Below are 25,925 nucleotides of genomic sequence, written 5' to 3'. Positions count from 1 at the left end.
GCGGCCTACATTATACTTAATCCAGTAATCCTTCTTCCTCCAAATACTCCCTTGCTGTGCCTTCAGGACTTGCCCCCTTTACATTCACTTTATAATTCATCTCCCGCATTTCATCATCGCTGATTTTTCCATCCAGCTTATTTAAGGCTTTGACAAGCTCCGGATGCTCTTCAGCGGTTTCTTCTCTTAACAGCGGAGCTCCTTGATAGGGAGGAAAGAGATTTTTATCATCTTCCAGTACAGTAAGGTTATATCTCGCAATTTCACTATCAGTAGAGTATGCGTCCACCAGGTTAATTTCGCCTTTTTCAATTGCACCATATCGAAGCTTAGGTTCCATCGTTAAGACGGTTGGAAAATCCAATCCATAGAGCTTTTGAATGCCCCTGTATCCGTCTTCCCTGTCGGAAAATTCGAGTGTAAAACCAGCATTGATGCTTTGCCCGACTGCTTTTAGATCTGAAATGGTTTGCAGTCCATACTCACTTGCCAATTCATCGGGCACAGCCAATGTATACGTATTATTGTAAGCCATTGGCTTTAGCAGCTCCATGTTAAACTGTTCTTTCATTCCTTTTCTTGCCTGCTCATAAACCTCATCGCGATCTGTACTCACTGCAGACTCTTTTAGAAATTCTGCTATAGCTGTACCAGTAAATTCAGGATATACATCGATGCTCCCAGACTTTAGTGCATTAAAGACAAACGAAGTTTTTCCTAATCCGGGCTGTAGCTCAACGTTTAGGTCTGTCTCATTTTCAATCAACAGCTTATACATATTGATAAGGATTTCTGGCTCCGCTCCAAGCTTTGCACCTATGACGATCTCTTCATTAGATTGTTTTGCGAGTAGCGGCATGGCCATAACCAGTACCATTGCTGCGATGAAAACACCCAATGCAGTAAGAGACTTTTTAAAGGACATATGCTCAAACCTGCGCAGCAGCATATCAAAAAGAATCGCCAATAAGGCAGCTGGGATGGCTCCAAGAATGATTAACGCAGTGTTGTTTCGGTCGATTCCAAGCAGGATCAGATCCCCTAACCCGCCTGCCCCGATTAGTGCGGCAAGAGTAGCGGTTCCTACAATTAATACCATTGCTGTACGGATTCCGGCCATAATGACTGGCATAGCCAAAGGGAGTTCAACTTTCAAAAGCAGCTTACGCCTGTTCATGCCCATTGCTCTTGCCGCTTCAATGATGGAGGCATCCACTTCCTTAATGCCTGTGTATGTATTGCGCAAAATAGGCAAGAGTGCGTACACAATTAACGCGATAATCGCGGGAACTTTTCCAATCCCAAATAAAGGAATCAGAAGACCTAAGAGAGCCAATGAAGGTATGGTCTGTAAGACTGCAGTTACCCCAATGATTCCCTCTGCAATTTTTTCCTTTTTTGTCAGATAGATCCCCAAAGGAATGGAAATGAGCACCGCAAAGAACAAAGCAATGATCGAGATCTGGATATGCTCAACAAGCACACTTAAAAGCTGGCCTTTTCTTTCGCTAAAAACAGAACTGAAGGTGTTCATTTATCTCACCTCTTTCTGCATGGTCCCTGCCAGCTGACGAATCAGAGCCTGCCTGTTGACCATTCCGATTATTTGACCACCCTCTTCAACCGCAAGCTCCTCAAATTGTGACAGCAAGGTAAGCGTCTCTTTTAATGAAGCGAATGAGGAAATCGTTCTTGCAACCGACCCACCCTGTGGAATTGGCTTTAATATAGTATGTAAATTAAACCCTTCTCCGGTAACACTATGGTCTTCCCCTAAAAATTCCCGAACGAATTCACTTTCCGGGTTGGAAAGCAGTTCATCTGGTGTCCCAATTTGAACGATTTCTCCATTTTTCATGACACAAATTCTGTCGCCCAGCTTTAAAGCTTCCTTCATATCATGCGTGACAAACACAATGGTCTTCTTGATTTTTTGCTGAAGATCTATAAGGTCATCCTGGAGCTTTTCTTTGCTCAAAGGATCCAGTGCGCTAAATGGCTCGTCCATTAAAATGATGGGCGGATTAGCTGCTAGAGCCCGTATGACACCTACACGCTGCTGCTGGCCTCCCGAAAGTTCATGAGGCTTGCGGTCTCGATAGATCTCCGGTTCGAGCCCTGCCATTTCCAATAGCTCATCAATCCGTTTATGTATTTTATCTTGCCCCCATTTTTTGAGCTCCGGTACAATCGCTATATTCTCCCCAATTGTCATATGCGGAAAAAGGGCAATCTGCTGCAGTACATATCCAATGTCCCAGCGCAGTTCATGAATATCATAATCACTGATCCTTTTCCCATTGATCCTTATCGTACCGCCTGTGAGAGGAATCAGTCTGTTAATCATTTTCAGCACAGTCGTTTTTCCGGATCCGCTTGGTCCGATAATTACAAAAAACTCCCCCTCTTTAATGTCAAAATTTATTGAATCAACAGCAGTAGTCCCATCTGGATACTGCTTAGACACTTGATCAAATTTAATCATTGCTCCACCCCTTTGTCTGTTCACTTGTGATATTTTCCCTTTGAGCTTAGGTAAAAACCAGCCTATCTACATGCAGTTATTTTTTCCAGCTAAACGTGTTACTATCATCCATTTCGAATGGGTGGATTTCCAGTAATAGCGGCTGGCTAAAAGGCTGGAGTCAATTCTTGCACTCTTGGTTTCACTTTCCTGACGCCGGCAGAAGTCACCTTAGCCTGTAGATTGATTCATGCCTTGCAGGGACAAGGGTATATATATCTTTTAAATCTTTTAGTTAGTCTCTGTAGTAATCTCTGGTATTGCTTACCGCAGTTTGCCATGCTCAAGATAACAATTTGGCATACTCGAGATGGCAGGCTGTTATCACTTCAATGCAGCTTGCTAAAACTTGCTAGAATTAATATCATGGACTTTTGTTATGTTCGGTCTGACCGAACCTGCTGTCATACTGTTATGATCAAGGTTCAATTTGCTATAACTTTTGGCCACTTTAAAATAAGTTAAAATAATCCATTCATCTTCTATATACAGAATATTAGAGAAAAAGGACAGGGTGAAATGTAAAAGATTGATTAAAATATTTAATAATTTAGAAGTATCTTGTTCATAGTTTGTTAATATTTGGACTGTAATCTAGTTATTGTACCGAAACATCATACAGCCCTTTTTTCTTTACCCCTTCAGGTCCGGCCATCATCAGGCCGGATTTTTTTGTAATATCAGAATTTATATCTTTTTGAACTTAGATAACTGTCTAGTTCCAGGAGCCTTGCGCTTTTCTTGTGTTTACCTTTCAAATAAATATCTCTTCGTTCACCATGCTGACACATTTCCAAAAAAATCACCATGGCCTTTTCGGCCCTTCATTTGTATATAGAAAGTGAAGGGCGGGGCATTTAATGAATTTAAAATCCAGCAGTTTTATCAATTTGATACTTTTTCTCATTTCGCTAGTTTAAAAGAATGTAATTCTCATTTGGCAATGTGGCTTGCAGGAAAGAAGGATCTGTTTTCGAAAGGGGACTTGTGGGTTTGAAGCAGCTGGCCCGATTTGCGGCAAAAATATCTGGAGTCTCCAATGCAAAAATCGGAACTAGGTTCAAATCCATCATGAGGAATATAAAGGGAATGGCATTTTCCGCTCGACCTTTTAAAAGAATGATTTCAAAAGCAGCTGAAATAGGCATCTTTTCCGTACATGGAAATTTTTAGGGACTGTATTTTGAGATTTGTTTGAACCAGGATTTTCTTCAGAGAAGGAGCATGACTGTATGGGGTTTTTTTAAGGCTCTTTTCTCATAGATTGTTGTTTTTGCTAAGAATTTAGCCCGTTGATTTCAGCACGAGGCACTTCCTTTCCGCGGGGGAGGGGGGGAACGGGAGTCTCCCGCAGGAGTCAAGTACCTTCCGCTCCACTCAACACCAAAATTTTACTAAGTTAATGAAAAGCAACAAACTTTACGAAAACAATATTTTATAAAAATGGAATCTAAGATGGGGTGCACTAAAAAACTCAATCTCTGGGAAGATTGAGTCTTAAAAGATCAGCTATTTCTTTGGGATTTATGCTTCTTGTACAACCAGCCCTGCTTTCAGTATTTATGTAATGAGCACCCATCTTTTGATGAATATGGACTAATTTGACTGTGCCAGATTCATTTGGAAATCCTATTTTGCATTCGCATCCGGCTGATGGATTCCGAAAATATTGCCTTCTGTATCGATATAGTACCCTTGCCACGCCATGCCAGGAAGAGCATATTTTGGCATGGCGACTTTTCCGCCATTTTCTAGAATTTTAGCATCCACAGAATCATAGTCTTCTACGCCCATTGTACATGCATATCCATTTAGTGCCTGGTTTGGTCCCGGTGGAGGACTTTGCCGCTGCATTAAAGCGCCGTTGATTCCTGGCTCATTCTCGCCGCCGGTCACGGCTCCAAAGTAAGGCATACCAGCGTATTCGCTCCAGTCCTGGAATGACCAGCCGAAAACTTCTCCATAAAATTTCTTTGCCCGCTCCATGTCATCCACATGGACTTCAAAATGAACTAAACGTCCCATGATTGCCTCCTAGTAATTAAAATAATGTTCCCTATAATTTATTCGACGGCAACAAATGTAAACCTGCTTCATGAAGAGAAAAAGGCTCTTTCCTTTTGTAAAAAACTCCTGCCCATTTCGACTTCTGATTTTCTTACCCTTCCCAGCCTGGGACCCCGGATACTGTGTCATACCGACATTTAAGGAAATGGTGAATATCATTTTAGATTTTGGCAGTGAAGAAACTCCTTAAAATAATTTTTAAGCCGTTTAGCTTAGAAATCTGTGTGAAAAACTGTTGATATTAAGCAATTTACGGTTGGATTTCTCACCCTTACAAATATTTCAATATAATAATTTATCGCACAATTTTAAATATTTGTGTTACACTATCATTACTGTCGTAAAAAACAGTGATAGGCCAACTTATTTTTTTATCTACTTATTCTAAAAAATTTCGGAGGGTACTTTTATGAAAAATGCAATTCGGAAATGGAATCAAATTAACCTTGTCAAACGGATTGTGATCGGTATTGTGATCGGTATTGCCCTGGCTTTAACGGTTCCTGAATCAGCAAAATGGGTCTCAGTTTTTGGTTCATTATTTGTAGGTGCATTAAAGGCAGTTGCACCGGTATTAGTTCTGTTCTTGGTTATGCATGCGATTTCTAAACACAGAAGCGGCCACAAAACAAATATGAAGTCCATTGTAGCCCTTTATGCAATAAGTACATTCCTGGCCGGATTTGTAGCAGTTTTGGCAAGCTACCTTTTTCCTGTTACCTTATCCCTTGCACCAGGTGCTGAAGATGTGACTCCTCCTGGAGGAATTGTGGAAGTCCTTCGCACGCTGCTCTTTAACATTGTGGACAACCCAGTCAACGCCCTATTAAATGGCAACTACATTGGCATTCTAACATGGGCGATTCTTCTTGGCATCGCCTTAAGAAATGCAGCAGACACGACGAAAAACATGCTGGGCAACATCTCGGATGCGATCTCGAAATTAGTTAAATGGGTCATAAACTTAGCCCCAATCGGGATCATGGGCCTTGTATTTGAGGCAATTGTCACAAACGGCCTTTCTGCCTTGCTCGACTATGGAAAATTGCTTGCTGTTCTGCTCGGATGCATGTTCTTTATCGCTCTAGTTGTAAATCCGATTATTGTCTTTATCAATATTCGCAAAAATCCCTACCCGCTTGTTCTAAGATGCTTAAGAGAAAGCGGAATTACAGCATTCTTTACGCGCAGTTCTGCTGCAAATATCCCAGTAAACATGAGCTTGTGTGAAAAACTGGGCTTAGATGAAGATACGTATTCAGTTTCAATCCCATTAGGAGCGACCGTCAATATGGCAGGCGCAGCTGTTACGATCTCGGTCTTGACGCTTGCAGCTGTTCATACACTTGGCATTCAAGTCGATTTTGTTACTGCATTGATTCTTAGTATTTTAGCCGCAGTTTCTGCTGCTGGTGCATCTGGTGTAGCGGGCGGTTCCCTATTGCTCATTCCTTTGGCTTCCAGCTTATTCGGCATTCCTGATGACATCGCCATGCAAGTGGTTGGTGTAGGTTTCATCATTGGTGTTCTGCAAGACTCCTGTGAAACGGCACTTAACTCTTCATCGGACGCACTTTTTACCGCTACTGCAGAATATGCTAAAAAGCGTAAGCAAAACAAGGTTGTAAAAATGAGTGCATAGAACGACTATTGATCCGGCCATATAAAGTGGCCGGTTTTTTTATTCCGAATGCGCTAAAAAGGTGCCAGGCCCTAGGTTTTCAGCAGGCTCAGGCACCTTTTTTAATTACCATTCCACGGCTTATTCCTGTTCAAGAATGGATTTGATTTTTTTCAAATCCTTCATGTTTGCTTTTCTCATCATGGGTGCAATGAAAAGGGACATGATCTTATTAAATCCATTGGGATTCCCTATATTTCGTAACGTCATACGAGTATGGTTTTCATCGATCGATTGCCAAGTATAGATTGTCTCCATTGGAAAGGGGCCATTTGCTGTTTTCATCACAAATTTTTTCTCAGAAATATATTCAGCAATTTCATAAACATAAGCCAGTTCCCGGCCAAGAAACTCCGCCCTGAAAGCTATTTGAGAGCCAAGTTTAAGTGGTTTTGGTGTTTTCCACTCAACTGACTTTATAAAAAGGTGCCTGGCCCCCTACTCGCTAATACTTTACCACAGCGGGGGACAGGCACCTTTTTTATTTCTTCTTCTGCCTAAACAAATCAGCTGATTTATACCCTTGAGATAAAATATCAACCATTTGTGCTTGCCGTTTCTCACGTGTTTTCTGCTGCTTAACAGAATAGATAAAACGGGCCCAATCCTTTTGATAGCCTGGTGTTAGCTCCTGATAAAATTTCAATTCATTTGGATAATCTGCTAAAAGCTGTTCAACATCTTTCACATTTTCCTCGTAATCAGCAACACATTGACTTGAGGCTGGTGACTTTTTCTCTTTCTTCTTTTCACGTTTTAATCCAACGACTGTAAATACATCGTCCAGGCTCACCATACGAGAGAATTTTACATCACTACCTTCCACATATCCTTCTTCGCCCACTTTCATGGCTGGAAAAATATCATCTCTGTGAACAAACGTATCATACCGCTTGTTCCCTTTTTTCGGATAGGCGAGAAATAAATATCCTTTTTCAAGCAGCTGATTCTCTTTGATAACCCTTTGAGTATGATTCACCATTTCATCAATCGTTTCTGCAAACATAAAAATAGCATCATGTTCTCCTGATAATTCTGTCTTATATCCATTAAAGATCTCATAATCACTTGGCTGATTTAGCACAGCCATATTCTTATACTTACGCAAATTTAACTTATCAATAATTGTCATAACATACTCCTTTGAATACCTTTTTTCTAAAATATATCATGTCAGAATGGTTAACTGGTAATTATTCTTAAAAACCGCTGAATAGAATTAGACCCCCTTGCCCTAAACAATTGTCATTCAGCTGCACACATCTTATACTTCAAGTAAATTCAAACAAAACAATGCTGAAATGAAAGGATGATTTAGATGAATTCGGAACAACCTCTTACATCGCGAACCTTACCCTAAAAGAGAAAGCGGTTTCTTTTCTGCAGCTCGTAGCTTCAGGGAAAGGACGTGAAGCCTACCAGCGTTATATTGGTCCAGACTTTTCTCACCATAATCCCTATTTCCAAGGTGGTAAGGATTCGCTCATGCTCGCAATGGAAGAGAACGCGGCCTAAAACTCCGGCCAAATACTTGAGGTAAAACTGGCCATACAAGAGAATGAAACCGTTGCCTTCCACTCCCATGTAAGGCAGAATTCTGAGGATCTTGGAGTAGCCAGTTGTACATATCTTTCGGTTTCAAGATGGCCAAATCGCTGAACTGTGGGATTTAGGGAAGCCTATACCAGAGGATTCCCTTAATGAGAATGGGATGTTTTAAAGAAATGATATGAACTTCTTGCTTGTGGATTATTAAGTTAAGGAAAAGTTTTAGATAGTAGCTTAATAATCAATCCTAAAGACTTTGCCTTTGGGTGTTCTTATAAATTAAAAGAGTAATTTAGAAGATAGTCTAAATTGTGCAATAAAAGAAAATCCGATTGAATTTAATAAAATGAGTAAGATGATATTTTAACACATTATCACTTTTATGCGTTTTTACTTTAATGGGTTGAAATAATACGCTGAATTGTATAAAATGAAATTGGTCGAGCTATCACAAGTTGACCCCCTATTATCCATTTGAGCTTAGGAGGTTTCTAAGCTCTTTTTTATTTTCGGATGAACTCTGATTGAAAATACTCTTCTGCTTATCATGATGCTTTCTCCCTTTTTGTATAAGATTGATCCAAACCGAAAAACCTATCCATGCAATGGTCGTATTTCTTATTCAGTTACGGTTTATTTATATGTTTCAGGAGGGTAACGATGGAAAATGTATTCGATTATGAAGATATTCAATTAATTCCAGCAAAAAGTATCATTAAAAGCCGCTCTGAATGTGATACTACGGTAAAGTTAGGAGGACGTGCGTTTAAGCTTCCTGTGGTGCCTGCCAATATGCAGACGATCATAGATGAGAAAATTGCCATATACTTAGCGGAGAATGGTTATTTCTATATCATGCATCGATTCGAACCAGAAAAGCGGATTTCTTTTATAAAAGAAATGAAGGACCGCGGATTATACTCTTCAATCAGTGTTGGTGTGAAAGAAGGCGAATATGGGTTTATACAGCAAATCGCAGATGAAAGGCTTTCACCGGAATACGTTACAATCGATATAGCTCACGGCCATTCCAATGCTGTCATCCAAATGATTCAGCATATTAAGAAATACCTTCCTCAAAGCTTTGTAATTGCTGGTAATATCGGAACCCCGGAAGCAGTCAGAGAATTAGAGAATGCTGGTGCTGATGCCACAAAAGTTGGCATTGGACCTGGTAAGGTATGCATTACAAAGATTAAGACAGGATTTGGAACTGGCGGCTGGCAATTGGCTGCACTTCACTGGTGTTCAAAGGCAGCAAGCAAGCCGATAATAGCCGATGGAGGTCTCCGCACACACGGTGATATTGCTAAATCCATTCGATTTGGTGCAGCAATGGTGATGATTGGTTCCTTATTTGCAGGACATGAAGAGTCACCTGGAAAAACCATCGAGAATGAGAAAGACGGGAAGCTTTATAAAGAATACTTTGGTTCAGCCTCAGAATTCCAAAAAGGCGAAAAGAAAAATGTTGAAGGCAAGAGAATTTTAGTAGAGCATAAAGGATCCTTAGCAGATACACTGAAAGAAATGGAGCAGGATCTTCAATCCTCCATTTCTTATGCAGGCGGAAACAAGCTGGATGCCATCCGCCATGTCGATTATGTTATTGTTAAGAATTCGATCTTTAATGGTGACAGGGTATTTTAAACCTTTCATTGGCAGGTGAGCAGGAGTCGTTTGCTCATCTTTTATTTTAAAAATATCAAAAACAATCTTTTTTGTCACCATTCTATTTCATTACAATGATTTACACCAAGAACAAACATTTGTTCCTTTATATTAAAAACCACAGAAAGTGCGTCAGGCAGACACCTTCTGTGGTTTTTTTCATTGAACAAACTTTCACTCAGAACAGGACAATTAAATGCAATTATGTATCCCTATGATTAAGATCCACACAGCATCGCAGCGAGCATTCCTCAATCAGAAAAATATGTTAAAGATATAGACATAAGCCTAATTATGGAAGCAATTGAAAACGAATGAGATGGCCAAATTGTTGATATTAAATCGGCAAACGGAGATACCGTTTCGGTCATCATTGATTAGTGAATTGCTTATGCTGCATTTAAAAGTGAAAGCCAAAGACATTCGGTTAACCATCCCAATTCCATATGCTTTTTTAAGCATTGCTATTTCAATTTTGTGTTCAAAATTTTTTCATCAAAATGCAAATAAATAGACAAAAGAGCACTTCGAAAGAAAAAATCTGGACTTTACCTTTCCTTTGATAGACAAAAAAGCGCTAAAGCCTATCGTCAAGGAACTGAAAAAACATAAAGGGATCGTGCTAGTAGATGTCATAGCGAAGGACGGTACTGAGGTTAAGGTTAAACTATGATTTATGATAGAAAGAAGGGCACCTTTCTTGTTACGGAAAACGCCCTTCTCTTGAAAAATCTTAATTCTGAAGAGATGTTCATTATTCAGTAATTCACTAGATGGCTGTTATCAAAATTGATCTTATCGAATGTTCTTATGCGAGCCGTCACAGTTGGGCTTTTTTTGTGATAGTCCACAAGTAAAATCAGTTAATCCCTTTTCATCGAGAATTTTCGGCATGCATATTTCAATCCTTGATACTCGCGTTTTGGATTGTTTGGGCTGGGAAAAATGAAGAATATACGCTCGTTGCCTTCCCGGCGTCAAAGCATCAAAAGCAGTTTTCAAAGCAGGGGTTTCAGTGAATTTATGTTCAAGTTCTTCGGGAATTATGTATTCTTTATGCTCTTTAGGTTTGATTTCCAACCCGTTTTTTTCAACTTCTATGGCTTCATTGATATATATTTTCAGGATGGTTTCCATTTCAGCTATTTCTTGAACATTGGTGAACCGAATCTGACGCGCTGCCTGTACATTCTCCGTTTGCTGAATTAGAATTCGATGGGTATCCTTTAACAGCGCACCTTTGTGAAACAGAAGCGCACAATATTCTTTAAATCCATGTATGAGAACGATGTTTTTATTCTCTAAGGTATAACAAGGATGCATCCACTTAAACTCTTCGGTCAGCCCACAATCAAGAACGATACTTCTCAGCTTCTTAAATTCAACCTGCCACTGGTTAGCTTTACTTAAAAATTCATCAACTTTTGGATTCGTTCTGCTATTTGTCATCTAGCACGCTCCATTTCCATTTTACAATTTCGAATGTAAATTTTTCATTCAAAGATAAGCTCCTACAACTCTTCCCAGCCTGCGAATCCCCTCTGTTATTTCCTTTTCACCCGCATAACTGAAGGAAAGGCGCAGAAATTCCGTTCCATCTGCTTGATCCATGAAAAAGTATTTGCCCGGAATATAAGATACCCCCTCCGCTAGCGATTGTGTCAACATTTTTGAAGTATCGGCACCAGGAACTTTCATCCAAACAAAGTAACCGCCTTCTGGCACATACCAGGAAGCTGATTCAGGAAGATACTTTTCCAGTGCGGAGATCAAAACGGCGCATTTGGACCGGTATGTATCCCTCAAAGTGACTAGTTTTTTATTAAAATCGGTTTTTGTTAAATAGACAGACATGGCGGCTTGAGCAAACGGATGGTTCAGATCTTTTTTAAACCAGGCGCATGCATGGATGATTTGACTTGTTCCTGCCATCCATCCAATACGCATGCCTGGTGCCACTATCTTGGATAACGAACCGACATGCAGAACTCTGGAGCTTTGATCCATTTCTTTTAGCATGGCCAGCCTTTTATTAAAAGATAATTCCCCATAAGCATCGTCTTCTACTATTAAGAAATTATACCTGTCGGCAAGCATTAGCACATGCTGCCTGCGTTCTTCTGTCATCGTCGTCCCTGTAGGATTTTGAAACGTTGGAATCGTATAGAGAAGACGCGGCAGGGTCAGCCCTTTTTGCTTCCTTTCTTTTAGAATCTCTTCCAATACATCTGTTTGAAGACCTTGCTTATCAACAGGAATACTAATTATATGACTTGTATAATTTTGAAAAATTTCTAAAGCCTCCATATAAGTGGGAGATTCTATTGCCACGATTGCCTCCTCATCAAGGAGAATGCGGGCAATCAGGTCGATCGCCTGAGAGGCACCCGAAGTTATCAAAAGCTCTTCTTCCGCTACAGATATACCCCGCTCTTTCAATCTTGTTATAATCTGTTCCTTGAGTTTTAAAATCTTGGGACTTCCTATATAAAGGAGCGGCAAATCATGTTCTTCTTCTAATAGACTTTTAACAGCTGCCTTTACCTCTTCATCAGGCACAAGGGCAGGTGCCGGATAGCCGCAATGCAGGCGGATACAATCTTTTGGAATCTCCGGAATCCATTCCCCAGGCGGATTATTCCGAAGCGCCTTTTGGATATTATCTGGAAAAACAGAACCAGCATTCACTTCTATCTACACCCTTCTAGTAGTCTTATTATTCATTATAAACTTCTTGCGTAAGATGCTCCACAAAACCTTAATAAAGCAAATGCTCTTCGAAATGTCTTTTTACTTTTCCCCAATCTTCCTTTGTGACACACTATACAGGACAGTATGACAAACGGCCCTTTTTTTTCGTATCATATGATTGTGAAGAACGCCTTCTTTTACGCACCGATTCGTTCTCTTAAACCGAAGTCTTCACTGCCAGTATCAGCCCAGTAGACCAATCTAATTCTGTAATATCCAAATCGGATCTGTCTTGCAGAATTTTATGAAGTTTAGTCGCTTTGATTCTAAATTCTTCAGGCAATTTCGATTGCGGGAACACATCATGAATCACATAAAAACCTCCAATATTTAAATGATCCAATGTTTTGTCCAAAAGCTCAAATTTTCCCGGCCAGGTGTCTGCAAAGATAAAATCAAACCCTTCCGAAAGATTTTGAATAAAAGCTGCCCCGTCCTCACAGCAAAATGAGATTCTGCTGTCGGTTCCGAGGTACTTTCTCGCGATAGATTGCACTGTCGAATCAATATCAACGGTCGTAAGCTTACTTCCTTGATCCATCCCGTCAATGATCCATGAAGCAGACGCTCCCGTACCTGTTCCAAGCTCCAAAAAGTTGCCTCCTGGTTTTGAGGCAGCAAGCCCCTTTAATAAAAATCCTGTTTTTCTATCACATGACTCCCCGAAGCCGAGCACATTAGATTCCTGCAATATCCTCGAATAGGCTTCCGGTACTTGTATAACGCCGTTTTCCATTTTGCCATTCCTCCTCTTTCTTCGTTCTTATCTAAGTCAGCCTCAAATTATAAAAGAGCAGCAAAAAAAGGCCTCTCATCATAAGAGGCCTTTACTATCCAAAATGACCTCTTATCTCCCAGAGCGTTAACTCTGTTGGAATTAGCACCTTCCTGAAATAATCAGGGGTTGCTGAGGCTTCGCAGGGCCAGTCCCTCCACCTCTCTGGATAAGAATTTATATAAGATATTAATTTTCAACCAAGTATTACATAGTTTTTTTAAAATGGCAATACTTAATTTTTTGTCTAATCTCTAATTTAATGAACAGCTTCCTCCCCCTGATAGATCCGAAAAGCCGGAACTATCGTATCCGACACAATCTCTTTTCCTTTTTCCCGAATAAAGTCCAGTTTATAATACGCGTCGAATCTCTGGCTGATTTCTGTTTTCACCAGTTCAGGCGGCGTGACGACAATGAATTGGAACTTCAGTTTTTCGGCAACAGCGAAGATGGGGTCGAGTACATGAGCTGACGCTGCCTGTCCGAACGGATTATCACAGACTAATGGAACCCAGCTTTGGTCGGTTTCACTTTTTACGGATAGGAGCATCATCATCATGACCATGCGGGCGGATAGCTTTTGTCCACCGCTGCCATCGGATTTCGTTTTCGAACCCTGGTTGATTGTCTGCCATGTTGAGTAATGTTCGCGCTGCGGTTTTCCGTACATGAAGGCATTATCAGTACGCATATTATAAACCAAAAGCTCTGGGTAGCGATTTCTTAGGGAGACAAACAAAATCTGTTCATCACTGATAAGCTGTTTGATTTCCTGATCCAGCTCCAGATTATTGTCGTCAATCACCTGGAATCGCTTCGTAATTTTGTTAATGGCCGAAACGAAATGCTGTTTCAGGATTGGTTCGACATCTTCCGCTTTTTTAGGCAGGATGTCTTCTTTTAGCTGGACGAGCGGGAAAGAACCCCGTTCATTCTTCAGCTTCATCTTGGCAGCCATCGAGCGAATCGCTTCTGCAATGCCCATCACCTTCATGCTTGCACGGCTCGCCCAAAAGTTTTGCGCTTTCTCTGCCCGTTCTTTGTCACGTTCCAATTGCTCTAAGCCGCTCTGTGAAAAGCGCTTCATGTTTTGAACCACACTTTGGACATGCACATAATGCCTTGTATCCATGTGATCGAGGGTAGTTAAGACTTCATTCTTAAAGCGGACCTCCCAATCCTTCCCTTCAATATTAAGCTTTAAATTGCGCAAGGATTGTTCAATTTTCGCGTGCTTCTCCTTGCCTTCTTCCTGAATATCCTGGTGTTTTTCACTCCAGGAAATGATACTTTGCTTTCCTTGGCTCTTAATTTTCTCGACATCCTCTTCTGTAAAGGCAGCCGCATCCTCTTTCAGGATAACAGATAGCGTTAACAGATCGCCTTCGAAACCAGCAATATTTTGTTCGGTTTCTTTTTTGCGCGCTTCTGTTTGCTTCATTTCGGCCGTCGTCTGTTTGGTCTGGTCCGTAATTTCAACTGTTTTCACTTCGAGATCAAGTTCTTCCCATTCTTCCGGCTGCTTGTCATGCTTGTCCACTTTTTTTGCTGCCTTTTTGCGCTGATCCATCGCATGCTTTAAAGACGTTTCCGCAACGGTTACAGCCTTTTCCTGTTCACGCTCTTCCTTCTCCGCTGCCTTTGTTTCTTTTGCGGCTGTCTGCATCATGTTTTCCAAAATACTCATTGGTTCATCCGGCTCTGATGCTTCCTTCCACTCTTCGTTAAGAGCATTAAGTTTTTTCTCCAGCTTCTTTTGCTGCTTTTGCTCAGATTCTCTAGTCGCTTGAATCGCAAGCAACTCACTGGCTTGTTCTTCTTTCGATTTTTGAAGCTGTTTCAGTTCATCAATGCTACCGTTGACCTCTTCGAGCATATGGGAAGATAAACGCGGTACCTCTTCAGAAGCTTCAGCCTTCTCTTCCCCTGGGAAAGCTGCACTTTCAATAAAAAAGCTAATTTCTTTAATATGTTGCTCGGTGGATAGTTTCCATTCCAGATACGTTTGACTCCACTTTTCCTGCAGGTCAGCGATTGTTTGATGCTCGCTGGCAATCTCCTGCTGGGCGGCTGCGAATGCGTCCTTTTGTTTTTCTTTTTCTTGCATTACCCGCTTATTTTCCTGATGCAGCGACTTTTCACGGTCAAATTCCTCAAGCGTTTCTACATCTTTTAATAGTTTTCCAGCCTTTTCTTTTGTCTTCTCCAGCTGTTCTCTTAGTCCCAGCTGCTGTTCTGTTTCTTTTTGCTCCTGCACGATGATTGCCTGTAATTCTGTTTTCTTGGCAGCCATGGCTTCCTGTTCCTCATTCAGCGCCCGATCGATATCAATGGCCAGGTCATTCGCCAGGTAGAGGTCGATTTCTTTTAAAATTCGTCGTAAAGATGTTTCCGTTTTTTCAATCTCTGCAAGCGTATCTTTCCTTTCTTCTATTTGTTTCGCAATCTTAATTTTCCAGTTCGTGAATTGATTTTTATCTGTCAGCAGTTCCTTCTCCGTGCCAGTAATCATCACAAAAGAACCCTGCTGATTTTCGCTCGTCATTTCTTCACGCATAAAAATCGGAACCGGGCTTTTAAACATTCTTCCTGCCAAAACCTGCTGATTAATTTTCTCCCATTGCGGCTTGCTTACAACTAAGCCATAAGGAAGAAGCGGGTGCGCCAGCAAATGGTTCGCCATTTCCTCCGGTTTTAAGGATTGGAGGAATTGGGATCCGTAGAAAACGTCAATCCCAGTCTTTTCATCTATCCACTCCTTCAGTTCCTTCACATCATTATTGGCAATCCAGAAATGTTCATCATTCAAGGCATAATCCAGCTGAGTTTCCCAGAGTGCTTTTTTCATTTCTTCCCCTTGCTCCCGATTCTGACCGAGGAGCTCTTCCACCTTTAGGGCATACTTTGATAAAAGCGCGTTCGTAAACGGAGCTGTGACTTCATCCAATAGTCCGTGCAGTTTATCGGCCAGCTTCGCTTCTTTGCGGTTCTGCTCTTCACTTTTGACCTTTAACTCTTCACATTTTTCTTCAGAAAACTGTATGGATTGAGCGAGTGTTCCATGGGCAGATGCAAGCTGATTCTGCTTTTCATTTGATTGTTTATCTTTTGTCTGCAAATCTTGCATACTCGCTTTTTTGATTTCAATCTGATTTGATAGCTTCTTAATAAATCCTTGCAGATCATAGGTTAAGCGATCTCCGTATTCTTTGATGAGCTTTTCTTCTTTCGACTCAAAATCATGAATTTGTGTATACAGAAAATCAATTTCCGTATGAAGCTTGGCGATCTCTTTTGTCTTTTGCTTATCCTGTTTCGAGAGATCATTCGCTTTTTTCTTCAGATATTTCTGATACCCGGAATACTTCTTTACAGCTTCCCAAATGGCTGCAGAAGACTTCTCCCATTGCTGTGCTGCTTCTTTTTTAACTTCATCCATTCTGTGATTTACTTGCTCTAATCCGCTGTTTTGCTCCAGTTTCGCAATCTGCTGGGAAAGCGCGCGAATGCTTTGTTCTTCTTCATGCCACTCTTTCAATAAAAGCTGAAAAGCGAGGTTCTCTTTTCGCTCCTGCTTTTCCTTTACAGCTTCCTGAAGGACCGTATGCTTTTTCTGTTCTTCTGCTAATTTCTTCTCCCAATCCACCACTTCCCGATGGGCCTTTGCGTACTCAAGGTTATTCTTCTGAAAGCGTAGATCCACTTGCTTCCCCGTTAATTTTTCGATTTCCTTTTCCAGCTCAATTAGAGCTTCTTCTTCCGTTTTTTTCAAATGCTCCAAAGCACCAAGCAGCTGCCTTCCATCCTTGATGCTGTCCTCAGCAATTTCTTTATGCTGGACACCCTTTGCAAGACTTTCTTCAAAAGGTAGAATATCCTCCAGGAACTCCTTATGGGCCTGCTCTCTTTTTAACAGAACCGGCAGGTCTTTCGCGATGCTTGCCTGACTTTTAAAAATCTCCACCAGATCGTTCTTTTGGTGCTCTGTCCGGTGAAGGACCTGACTGACAGTTGGAATAATTCGCTTCTGGAACAGGGAGTGATCGTCCTCAGCGCCTTCAAAGAATTTTCCAACACCGCCTTCATCTCTGTTAATATCTTTCATTATATCCCAGTCTTTGCGGTTAATGCCGTACGTATCAAGGATGCGGCAGTGCTTCTTTGTATCCCGGTAAACATCATATCCGTTCCATTTTAAGTAATCCTTCAGGCCATCCGTTTCAGCTGCTTCACCATCTTCAGAGAGTGGAATATGATCAAGCGATGCCTCTTCTTTCCGTTCAAACTCTCTTGTATAAAAGGTGATATTCGGGACAATCTTCGCTTCCTGTTCAAGCGTCTTGCTTTCTCCGCTTTCTTCGTTCAGGGAAATCCGCTGTTCAGCTGAAAACATCCCCCCCGTCACCAAATGCCTACGGTCAGCACCGTCGAGCTCCCACTGAATAAGCACATGAAAGGTATAAGGAATAAATTGCTCTTTATTATTAAAAAAGAATTGCTGATAATAGCGGTTGTTCTGCTTTCCCCATGCCGTTCCGGGTTTTAGGATCTGGAAGATAGTTTGCAGGAAAACTCCTTTCCCTCCGCCATTCATCATGGAAATGAGGCCGTTTGTGGAAGTCTCCTCATTATGGAAGTTAAACGTCGTATCCTTGTATTGTTTTTGCATGCCATCATATTTCAGGCCGGCAATTCTAATTCGATGGATTTTCGGCATGCTGATCCTCCTCTGTCTTCATTAATTCCTTGAACATTTCATAGCGGTCATAATCGTGATACAGGTACTCAATCCGCTCAAAAAGTTCCTGTTTCGGAATTGCCTTTGGAATATCTTCCCGGTCAAGGATGACGATCAGCCCTTCCGTCTCCAATAAACGCATGCTGCTCGCAATCAAACCGATTCGGGTTCGCCTGTTGGCTTTCTTAGCACCGTAATCGTCCGTGTCTACTTCCATGTATTTCCATGTTGTCACAACATCCTTCATATCAATTTTTTCATCTTCTCCGAAATCTTGCTTAGCTTTCAGAATGCTTTCCCAGTTCATAATCACATCATTGACTTGCCGTTCCAACGCGTAGAAGCTAATCCCTTCCCGCTTCGTTCGGATCTTAGCAGCCTGGTTCTGGTCGATGCCCGCCAAAAAAGCCATTATAACAACGCTCATCAAGTGAAAATGTTTCTTCGTTTCAACCTGCTTATGCCTGTCCTTCATATGAGTAAAATTCGTAGCAAACACAGAGCCGGTCGGCTGTACAACCAGCTGAATCCGTTTAGGCGATTCAATGATATAGGTACCAGATTCATCTGCCAATAAAAGAACCGTCTGTCTCACATCTGGATCAAAATACGCCTGGAAGTGCTCGCTGTTTTCGTCGATGACTTTCTCTTTTAAAAGCGTAAAATAAACAGCTGATGCTTTCTTGATACTTTCTGCACTCATCATTTCTCCTCCTGCACACAAATTTTAAACGGGGTGATTTTCATTTGATACCAGAGGAAAGGTTCCGCCCGATGATCAAACTCGGTAAAGATCCTCAATCCTTCAAACACCTGAAATTGAGGATACTCCTGCATAAGCTTATAAAGAAGAATTTCCCGCTCATCGCTTAAAATCTCTTCCTTCCGATACAGAACCTGTACCTTCAGCGGCTTTTTATCAAACATCATCCATAAATCAATCGTTTCCGATTCTTCAACCCATAAATCCTGAACTTCGAGCGGCAGCGTCGATAAATCGGCCAATGAAAACTCTCCGTACGTCTGCAAATATTGAAAAACATAGCTCCAGGCCTTGATAACAGAATCCCAGTTCGTCACCCGCTGATGGGAAATACCCTCTGCTTCCTCTTCTTCTTCGATTGTTTCTGTCAGCTGCTTTTCATCAAATTCCTGTTCGCCCCAAATCCAGTCCAAGGGCAAAATAAAATCATTTTTGGGAGAAAATAAAGGACTTAGCAGCTTATCAATCATATCGAAAGAAGAAAATCCTTCCTTCATGAACCAATTCTCATAAATATGTTCCCGAAATGAAACCAGGCTTGTTTCCCAGAAAAGCGATGGGTTTTCCGCTTTTAATTTCATTTCATAGGAGATGTTTTGAATAACGAGCTTGGCAAAGCGGTCATGCAGCTGCCTTGTATGGCCAATCTTCTCCTGGAGAAGGATCAATTCTTTTTGAATGAGATCATCTTCTTCATTTCTTCGTTTCGTTTTCTCAATCATGCTGCTGATGGTGCGGAAATGATTTTTCTCTTCTTCAAATTGCTTTTCGATTTCTGCACGATTATCAGCTCTTTGCATTTCTTCTTCCATCAATAAGATTTTGGGATTGTTGATCATTTCTTTTTGAAAGGAGAATTCTTTTGCCATTAAGCGGTTTACCCGTGAAATGAGGTGATCGAGGTTCCGAGTAGCTTTGCGGAAATTACCGTTTTTAATTAGCTGCATACTATAAAGCTGTTCAATCGTGATCGAGAATTCCTCAGCCATTTCTCTGCTCATAAAAATCATTTCCTGTGAGACATCGGTGAGTTTGTAAACAATCGATCCGCCCATCTCCAGGTTTGTATATAATTCATCCATCGTCACGTAGCGGAAAACCTGGGTCTCCCATGATTGCCTGATTTCATCGTAATAAAGAGCTTCAAACGGTCTGCTGTACTCCTCTTTTCCCTGATACAGAAGCCCGCTTGTGATCCTTTCAATCTGCTTCTCATCCGCCAAAAGCTTCATCTGTTTAATCGAATCTTCCACCAAATACTTGATATCCGATTTACTCCGATGATCATCATCATTCAATTCCCGATAAAAAATGGTGAGGAGCACCTGCATAAGAATCGTTTGGATATGAGGCTTCAATTCTCCAACTTCCATTCCTCTCCCAAGCTCAAACAGCGGATTCAATCGCTGCATCCGCTGGGCAAACCCTTCCCATGATTCGTTCACATCCATCTCCTCCATGTTTCAATTGTTAAGACTTCCTGAGGAATCCGTTTATTTTCCTGCCATAATTGCATTAATAGATGCTGCTCATCTTCCGTAAACCACTCAAAGAATGCATCCCGGAATTTAAGATTTTGAAGCTGGCCTGATTTCTGTTCATTTCTTTGATCCATACATTCGAGCATCTTCCGATAAATCTTCAGTGCAGGCTGAATGCAGCACTCCGAATATTTTTCGACAAGCCGAATGAGGATCCCGTATCCTGCTGCATCTAGATCTCCTGCATAATAAAAAAGATACGATTTGGCCGGGAAAATTTTAAAGAAAAATGAAAAGCTCCGTTCAATTTTAGTGCCTTCCCCATAAATGATAAGTTCCGGCTCATAATCGAGCTGATCCGTTTCCAATAATTGAATCGAAGTATGAAAGAAAGATAGATTCTCGACAATCAGCACTCTCTGAACATCTTTTATTTCTTTCCCCTGCTTCATCCAGAACACAAAAGGTTCCCCGTATTTCACCACCTGAAGCTGCTCTTCCGATACGCCAATTCGAGCTAAAAAGCCTTTCCCGTCAGGAAAGCTAATCCCATCCAGCAAGAACTTTTCATGGCCAAAAAGCTCCAGGCTTCTTTCCTCGAGTGAAACGACTTCCCGCTCCTGACTGGATTGGAGGAAAACATATAAATTCAGGATCCGGTTCCATTCCTCTTTCGTCTGCCATTCAGGGTGCCGTTCATAAAACGAAAAATCAAACCGATCACTTAACTTCATCATCTCGAGCCGATCCCATGTATCAGCCTGAACTTTCACGTTAACCCAGTAGTATAAAGGCAGAGACGGTGTTCTGCCATTGTATTGACTGTTATGTATTGGTGTCAGCTGCCCTTCATTTTGCAATGATTGAATGACTTCATAAAACAGCGAATAACCATCCATTTCATAATAATCATCCAACAGCTTCCGCAGCTGAAATTCTAAATCGTTTATATTTAATTTCTTCTTTTGCTTCGGGTGTTGAATATCTTCTATAAAACTTCTCACCCTTGTTTCAATGATGTTGATTTTTTTCACCTTCTTAAATCTAACTGTGAATAGGCTCCTGCTAAATGTGCCATCCTTAATTATAACGAATTGCGTAATTCTTGGTAAGTGAATTACGTTTAATTAAAAATCTATACTTTTATCCTCAATTGTTAAGTTGGCGCTTCCAAGCTTTTCCTCGTTCCTATGGACTGAGACAGCATTATATACAATTTTTTGCTAAAAAAAAAGCGCGCAGCTTTTATGCTGTTCGCGCTTTTTAAATAGCAAATGCGTGATTGCCGATCTTTTTCACTACTTCACGGGAAAAGATCCACTGACTTGTCGCTGTTTCAGGATTATAAAAATAAAGTAGCTCAACGTTTTTCTCCTTATCAACAAGAGCTGTCTCAACGGCCTGAACTGCTTCGTTACTTGCCGGTTCATTTATGGAGCCATTTTGAACTGGTTCAAAAGCATTCTTTTGATAAATAACATCCTTGACTGTATCTGGAAATTGTTCATGCTCGACACGATTCAATACAACGTCAGCCACGGCAACTTTCCCTTCAAAAGGTTCGCCTTCTGCTTCAGCCTGTACAAGACGCGCAAGCAGCTTTTTCTCTTCCGGTTTAATAAAACGATGATCCGTTGATGCAGCCTCTTTCGTATTGACCTCAATTTTTTTATATGTCAAAGTTTCTGCAGCCTTTTGATCTACTGACTCAGCATTAAAATGATCAGCAGGAAATACATTATAAGAACCCATTATGAGTGAAATAGCAACAACAAATGTAAATAAATTTTTCATTTGTAAACCTCCTGTTTGTCGTTTTTAGAATAAAAACAGGCCATTTATAAGGCTAACAGGTTTACAAGCGTATCTCATTAGTGAATAGGTGGGGGAATTACCAATCATGAAAAGCTATTCCAATTGCTGTTATAATAACCTAGTTATACTATTTCTGTTCAGGGACCTACTTCCATTTGTTTTTCATTATTTTAAACAATATTAATTGTTAAATATCAAGCAGATATTTCTTTAGTTTTTCCTTTGTTTTCTCATCTGCAAAAGCTGCATCTACACTATTCAGGTAAATTTGTTTATAATTTTCTGTACTCAATGCAAATTCATTACTGACTACACCATATTCCTTCGCCATCGTTGTGTCTGATACCGTTCTGTTGTCCGTATTAACGGTTACTTTTATTCCATCTCTATGGAAGTCGTAAATCGGATGCTCACTAAATTGCTTAACTGCTTTAGTTTGGACATTACTAGTTGGGCACATCTCAAGCACTACATGTTTATCTTTCACAATTTGATAAGCCTCTGCACAGTCTTTAATAAATACTCCATGTCCAATCCTTTCAGCCCCTAACCATTCAACGGCCTCAAGCACATTTTTTCCGATTCCCGTTTCACCAGCATGGATCGTGACTCTGTAGCCATATTCCCTTGCCAATGCGATTGGTTCAATGAATTTCCCGCAGAACCCTTCCTCTTCGGAAGCACACAAATCGATTGCGACAACTCCTTTTCCAAGGAAATTCTTACCCCTTTCGACGACCTCAAAAGCACTATCCACACTCATCGTTCTCATACATGACAAAATGATATTGCCTTTAATATCAAATTGTTTTTCTGCCTCTTTCATTCCCTCTATCACACTTTGAATGATTTCTTCTACAGATAACCCCATTCGCGTATGAAGCAATGGGGCAAATCGAACCTCCATATATTTTACATTTTCCTCTGCTGCATCTTCAAAAAGCTCAAAGGTAATTCTTTTTAAATTTTTCTTTGACTGCATCACTAAATTAGGGATGGAAAATCTTTTTAAGTATTCATCTAACGATTCGCAATCGAATGGGGCAATTAGTTCTTCTTTAATCTCTATTTGATCAAAGGAAGGCAAACTAATGCCTTCACTTCTCGCTATATCAATAATCGTCTCAGGTCTAACACTCCCATCCAGATGGCAGTGAAGTTCAATTTTCGGCATGATAGAAAAATTCATCGTTAATCCTCCTCAATTTTTTCAAAAAAAAATTCCTGATTACGAAGAAAATACAAATGTATGCTTGTATCTTCTTCGTAATCAGGAATTAGCGGTTCCTGGTAGAGACCTCCAAACCATATTATTGGAGTTATACGAATTTGAGTAGTTCAGTTTTTTAAAAGGATAATGAAATTTATCTTTATTGTCAAGGGTTGGGTAGATTTTCTCACAGGTTATTTTTTTCACACAATAAGTTTTAGGTGCCTTTGATATTAATTAACGCTACAACGGAGCCGAGGTCAGGCAGCTTTCTTTATCAAAACTCTTGTTTATTTCTTTCAATAACTATATAATTTATTAAAATCCTATTGGATTACTAGGAATTAACAATTTGAATTATCTCTCTTTTGAAAATACATCGATGAAAAGAGGTTTTGATTTTGCTTACATACATCGCTATTGGAGTCGCACTTTTCTTTGCCATGAACATTGGTGCAAGCGGAACTGCAGCTTCCATGGGTGCACCATACGGCGCAGGAGCTATTCAGAATAAACGGCTGGCACTTCTTTTAGTGGCCGTTTCCGCCTTTTTGGGTGCTTTTTTAGGCGGCGGTGAAGTGGTAAAGACAATTGGTGAAGGCATTATACCTGCTAATATATTGGATGTTGAGATCGTTGTTATCATCCTATTAGGAGCGACATTAACCCTTTTCATTGCAAACATTATCGGAATTCCTTTGTCTACGAGTGAAGTTACGGTCGGTGCCATTATTGGAGTCGGCGCTGCCTTTCAGGCTTTATACACAGATACCTTGTTGGTAATTTTGGCTTTTTGGGTCATTATCCCTGTCGGTTCATTCCTAATTACTTATGTGCTGGGCTGGCTGATCCATTATTCAGAAAATCGCTGGAATAACCTTAAAGTAAACGGCCCCTGGACTAAGTGGCTTTCTGTATTGTTGGTAATGGGCGGCTGTTTAGAAGCTTTTTCTGCCGGGATGAATAATGTAGCCAACGCGATTGGGCCTCTTGTGGGTGCAAACATGATCTCTTCAGATAATGGACTGTTAATGGGTGCCCTATTTGTTTCCTTAGGCGCTTTGTTTCTAGGAAGCAGGGTTTTAGAAACAAACGGTAAAAAAATCACGAAGCTTTCTTTATTGCAGGGGAGTGCTGTTTCCTTTACGGGTGGTACGCTGGTTATCATCGCTTCTATCTTCGGATTGCCTATTCCATTAACTCAAGTAACCACTTGCGGAATCCTGGGTGTTGGGGCAGCAAAGGACGGATTTTCCATTCTGAAAAAAAGCGTGATCAAGAAAATCGCTTTAGTATGGATTATCTCACCTTTAGCTTCTCTTACTGTATCGTATCTATTAATCAATCTATTTAGCAAATTTGATATATACAACGTCCTAATAGTATGCAGCGCCATCATTGTGGCAGTTGGCAGTATGGCACTATCCCGAATCGAAAGGGCTGAGAAAAGAAGCTTCCACGATGCCGGTGGCGGGATATAAGGAATCGTGAAAAAGGTGCCTGTCCCCTCACTTCTTAATATATCAACGAAGTCGGGAATAGGCACCTATCTTGTTAAAGTGACTTTTAAATTTTATGAAAGCCTAAGCTATTGGTGTAGAAATCGGTTAACGATACATGTATTCTCGTGTCATAGGAATTGAATCATTAGGCCCCTTTGTAAAAATAAATTGACTTAGGTCAATATTACCTGCTTGGAATGAAGCCGAACATGAATTTAAATACAATCTCCACATTCTAATAAAACGTTCGTCTTTTGTCTTGCTAATTTCTTCCAGTTCATTTTCGAAATTCATTGCCCATTTATCAAGCGTCTTTGCATAATGCCTGCGCAGACTTTCCAGATCGGTTAAAAAGAAATTATTATCTGTCGTATGATTTACAAGCTCACTTACGGATGGAATATATCCTCCAGGGAAAATATACTTATCAATCCAAGCGTTCGTACCGCCTTCTCGTGGAGAAGTAATCGTGTGAAGAACCGACAATCCGCCTTCTACAAGCAATTCATTCACCTTGTGAAAGTACTCCGGCAAATGATCTTGTCCAACATGTTCAAGCATTCCAACACTTACAATACGGTCAAATTGCCTTTTTTTCAATTCTCGATAGTCAACTAAATGCACTTCGACTAAATCTTCTAGTTGTTCTTCTATCGTACGCTCTTTTACTCGTTCATACTGTTCCTCTGATAATGTAATGCCTGTTGCTTTTACTCCATAATGTTTGGCAGCCGTTATAATTAATTCTCCCCAGCCACATCCAATGTCTAATAACGATTGGCCTTTTTGGAGATTCAGTTTTTTTAAAATATGCATTACTTTATTTTGCTGTGCCGTTTTAAGTGAATCATTAGGCGTTTTAAAATAGCCACAAGAATATGTCATTGTTTCATCAAGCCATAACTTGTAAAAGTCATTTCCGATATCATAGTGAAAAGCGACATTATCTTTACTTCGTTTTGATGTATTGGAAATCCTTTTTAAAAGATGGGCATAGATTTTGCTATTGCTCAGGAAGCTCTCCTGATTGCGGTACATCGAGGCAACAACTTCTTTTAGGCTTCCTTCTACTTCGATAACTCCGTCCATATACGCTTCACCAAACGCAATTGAAGGGTTTTGAATCAGGTCTCCTTTTGGAATGATATCACGAAAAATAAGTTTGAAATGAGGTTCTCCATCTCCATAATGGACTTCCTCACCATCCCAGAAGGTTATTTTTACAGGACTTGAAAAAGTATTTTTAAGTAATGTTTTATAAAACATTTTATCAATCACGATAAACACCTCGAAAAAATTTATATAACTACCTTCCCTATAACTAATTAACTCAACTTTCGCACCGATATAACGTGAGCCAATCGGTGCGGCTGTAAAGCGCTTCTGCAATTTAACT

General features: G+C 40.5%; 18 protein-coding genes, 2 pseudogenes and 2 riboswitches. Of the genes and pseudogenes, 5 read left to right on the top strand and 15 right to left on the bottom strand.

What is annotated here, in order from left to right; all coding sequences use genetic code 11:
* Positions 1 to 16 precede the first annotated feature (16 nt).
* The 3 genes from opuFB to NCCP133_RS13425 all read right to left on the bottom strand — a co-directional run bounded on the left by opuFB (position 17) and on the right by NCCP133_RS13425 (position 4,549).
* On the bottom strand, positions 17 to 1,534 hold the full coding sequence (gene opuFB, locus NCCP133_RS13435; RefSeq protein ID WP_264805529.1) for an osmoprotectant update ABC transporter permease/substrate-binding subunit OpuFB: 1,518 nt from the start codon (positions 1,532 to 1,534) through the stop codon (positions 17 to 19).
* The gene (locus tag NCCP133_RS13430) at positions 1,535 to 2,485 is read right to left on the bottom strand and encodes an ABC transporter ATP-binding protein (RefSeq protein WP_264805528.1); all 951 of its coding nucleotides are present in this window, start codon (positions 2,483 to 2,485) and stop codon (positions 1,535 to 1,537) included.
* A 1,668-nt stretch (positions 2,486 to 4,153) separates the two neighbouring features.
* On the bottom strand, positions 4,154 to 4,549 hold the full coding sequence (locus NCCP133_RS13425; RefSeq protein WP_264805527.1) for a VOC family protein: 396 nt from the start codon (positions 4,547 to 4,549) through the stop codon (positions 4,154 to 4,156).
* 451 nt (positions 4,550 to 5,000) lie between these two features.
* Here NCCP133_RS13425 and sstT point away from each other — a divergent pair, with 451 nt between their 5' ends.
* Positions 5,001 to 6,233: a serine/threonine transporter SstT gene (sstT, locus tag NCCP133_RS13420; RefSeq protein WP_264805526.1), complete on the top strand. Its 1,233-nt coding sequence runs from the start codon at positions 5,001 to 5,003 to the stop codon at positions 6,231 to 6,233.
* Positions 6,234 to 6,353: 120 nt separating this feature from the next.
* Here sstT and NCCP133_RS13415 read toward each other — a convergent pair whose 3' ends face one another.
* Positions 6,354 to 6,560: a hypothetical protein gene (locus NCCP133_RS13415; protein ID WP_264805525.1), complete on the bottom strand. Its 207-nt coding sequence runs from the start codon at positions 6,558 to 6,560 to the stop codon at positions 6,354 to 6,356.
* Positions 6,561 to 6,753: 193 nt separating this feature from the next.
* Positions 6,754 to 7,404 carry a YdeI/OmpD-associated family protein gene (locus NCCP133_RS13410; protein WP_264805524.1) on the bottom strand — a complete coding sequence of 217 codons (651 nt, stop codon included), beginning with the start codon at positions 7,402 to 7,404 and terminating at the stop codon, positions 6,754 to 6,756.
* A gap of 209 nt (positions 7,405 to 7,613) precedes the next feature.
* Between NCCP133_RS13410 and NCCP133_RS13405 the strand changes: the two are divergent.
* From NCCP133_RS13405 to NCCP133_RS13395, 3 genes and pseudogenes are all read left to right on the top strand, one after another.
* A pseudogene (locus tag NCCP133_RS13405) lies at positions 7,614 to 7,992 on the top strand (nuclear transport factor 2 family protein).
* A gap of 488 nt (positions 7,993 to 8,480) precedes the next feature.
* Positions 8,481 to 9,470, top strand: a complete 990-nt coding sequence (gene guaC / locus NCCP133_RS13400) for a GMP reductase (protein ID WP_264805523.1) — start codon at positions 8,481 to 8,483, stop codon at positions 9,468 to 9,470.
* A gap of 412 nt (positions 9,471 to 9,882) precedes the next feature.
* Positions 9,883 to 10,164: pseudogene (locus tag NCCP133_RS13395) on the top strand (hypothetical protein).
* A 122-nt stretch (positions 10,165 to 10,286) separates the two neighbouring features.
* Here NCCP133_RS13395 and NCCP133_RS13390 read toward each other — a convergent pair.
* The 9 genes from NCCP133_RS13390 to add all read right to left on the bottom strand — a co-directional run bounded on the left by NCCP133_RS13390 (position 10,287) and on the right by add (position 23,006).
* On the bottom strand, positions 10,287 to 10,940 hold the full coding sequence (locus NCCP133_RS13390; RefSeq protein WP_264805522.1) for a DUF1801 domain-containing protein: 654 nt from the start codon (positions 10,938 to 10,940) through the stop codon (positions 10,287 to 10,289).
* Positions 10,941 to 10,988: 48 nt separating this feature from the next.
* Positions 10,989 to 12,179, bottom strand: a complete 1,191-nt coding sequence (locus NCCP133_RS13385) for an aminotransferase-like domain-containing protein (protein WP_264805521.1) — start codon at positions 12,177 to 12,179, stop codon at positions 10,989 to 10,991.
* Positions 12,180 to 12,399: 220 nt separating this feature from the next.
* Positions 12,400 to 12,978 carry an O-methyltransferase gene (locus NCCP133_RS13380; protein ID WP_264805520.1) on the bottom strand — a complete coding sequence of 193 codons (579 nt, stop codon included), beginning with the start codon at positions 12,976 to 12,978 and terminating at the stop codon, positions 12,400 to 12,402.
* A gap of 108 nt (positions 12,979 to 13,086) precedes the next feature.
* Positions 13,087 to 13,193, bottom strand: a riboswitch (SAM riboswitch).
* A gap of 83 nt (positions 13,194 to 13,276) precedes the next feature.
* The gene (locus NCCP133_RS13375; RefSeq protein WP_264805519.1) at positions 13,277 to 17,737 is read right to left on the bottom strand and encodes a hypothetical protein; all 4,461 of its coding nucleotides are present in this window, start codon (positions 17,735 to 17,737) and stop codon (positions 13,277 to 13,279) included.
* Positions 17,715 to 18,461, bottom strand: coding sequence for a DUF6063 family protein (locus tag NCCP133_RS13370; protein ID WP_264805518.1), 747 nt, complete (start codon positions 18,459 to 18,461; stop codon positions 17,715 to 17,717). Before NCCP133_RS13370 ends, NCCP133_RS13375 begins: the two co-directional genes overlap by 23 nt.
* Entirely contained in the window at positions 18,461 to 19,972 is a 1,512-nt protein-coding gene (locus NCCP133_RS13365) for a hypothetical protein (protein ID WP_264805517.1), read from the bottom strand. Before NCCP133_RS13365 ends, NCCP133_RS13370 begins: the two co-directional genes overlap by 1 nt.
* Positions 19,963 to 21,036, bottom strand: coding sequence for a DUF2220 domain-containing protein (locus tag NCCP133_RS13360; RefSeq protein ID WP_264805516.1), 1,074 nt, complete (start codon positions 21,034 to 21,036; stop codon positions 19,963 to 19,965). Before NCCP133_RS13360 ends, NCCP133_RS13365 begins: the two co-directional genes overlap by 10 nt.
* A 229-nt stretch (positions 21,037 to 21,265) precedes the next feature.
* Complete coding sequence (locus NCCP133_RS13355; RefSeq protein WP_264805515.1) at positions 21,266 to 21,796, bottom strand: cell wall hydrolase; 531 nt, start codon at positions 21,794 to 21,796, stop codon at positions 21,266 to 21,268.
* Between the two features lie 208 nt (positions 21,797 to 22,004).
* Positions 22,005 to 23,006, bottom strand: coding sequence for an adenosine deaminase (gene add, locus NCCP133_RS13350; protein WP_264805514.1), 1,002 nt, complete (start codon positions 23,004 to 23,006; stop codon positions 22,005 to 22,007).
* A 58-nt stretch (positions 23,007 to 23,064) separates the two neighbouring features.
* Positions 23,065 to 23,164: riboswitch (purine riboswitch) on the bottom strand.
* A 264-nt stretch (positions 23,165 to 23,428) separates the two neighbouring features.
* On the opposite strand from add, the gene NCCP133_RS13345 reads away from it, so the two are divergent.
* The gene (locus tag NCCP133_RS13345; RefSeq protein WP_442874265.1) at positions 23,429 to 24,508 is read left to right on the top strand and encodes an inorganic phosphate transporter; all 1,080 of its coding nucleotides are present in this window, start codon (positions 23,429 to 23,431) and stop codon (positions 24,506 to 24,508) included.
* Between the two features lie 126 nt (positions 24,509 to 24,634).
* Here the strand turns inward: NCCP133_RS13345 and NCCP133_RS13340 are convergent, their stop codons facing one another.
* Positions 24,635 to 25,807 carry an SAM-dependent methyltransferase gene (locus NCCP133_RS13340; protein WP_264805659.1) on the bottom strand — a complete coding sequence of 391 codons (1,173 nt, stop codon included), beginning with the start codon at positions 25,805 to 25,807 and terminating at the stop codon, positions 24,635 to 24,637.
* Positions 25,808 to 25,925 lie beyond the last annotated feature (118 nt).

It is taken from the genome of Cytobacillus sp. NCCP-133 (assembly GCF_026011715.1).
Taxonomy (GTDB): domain Bacteria; phylum Bacillota; class Bacilli; order Bacillales; family Cytobacillaceae; genus Cytobacillus.
Note: the sequence above shows the minus strand (reverse complement) of the source record. Positions and strands in the feature narration are given on the sequence as shown.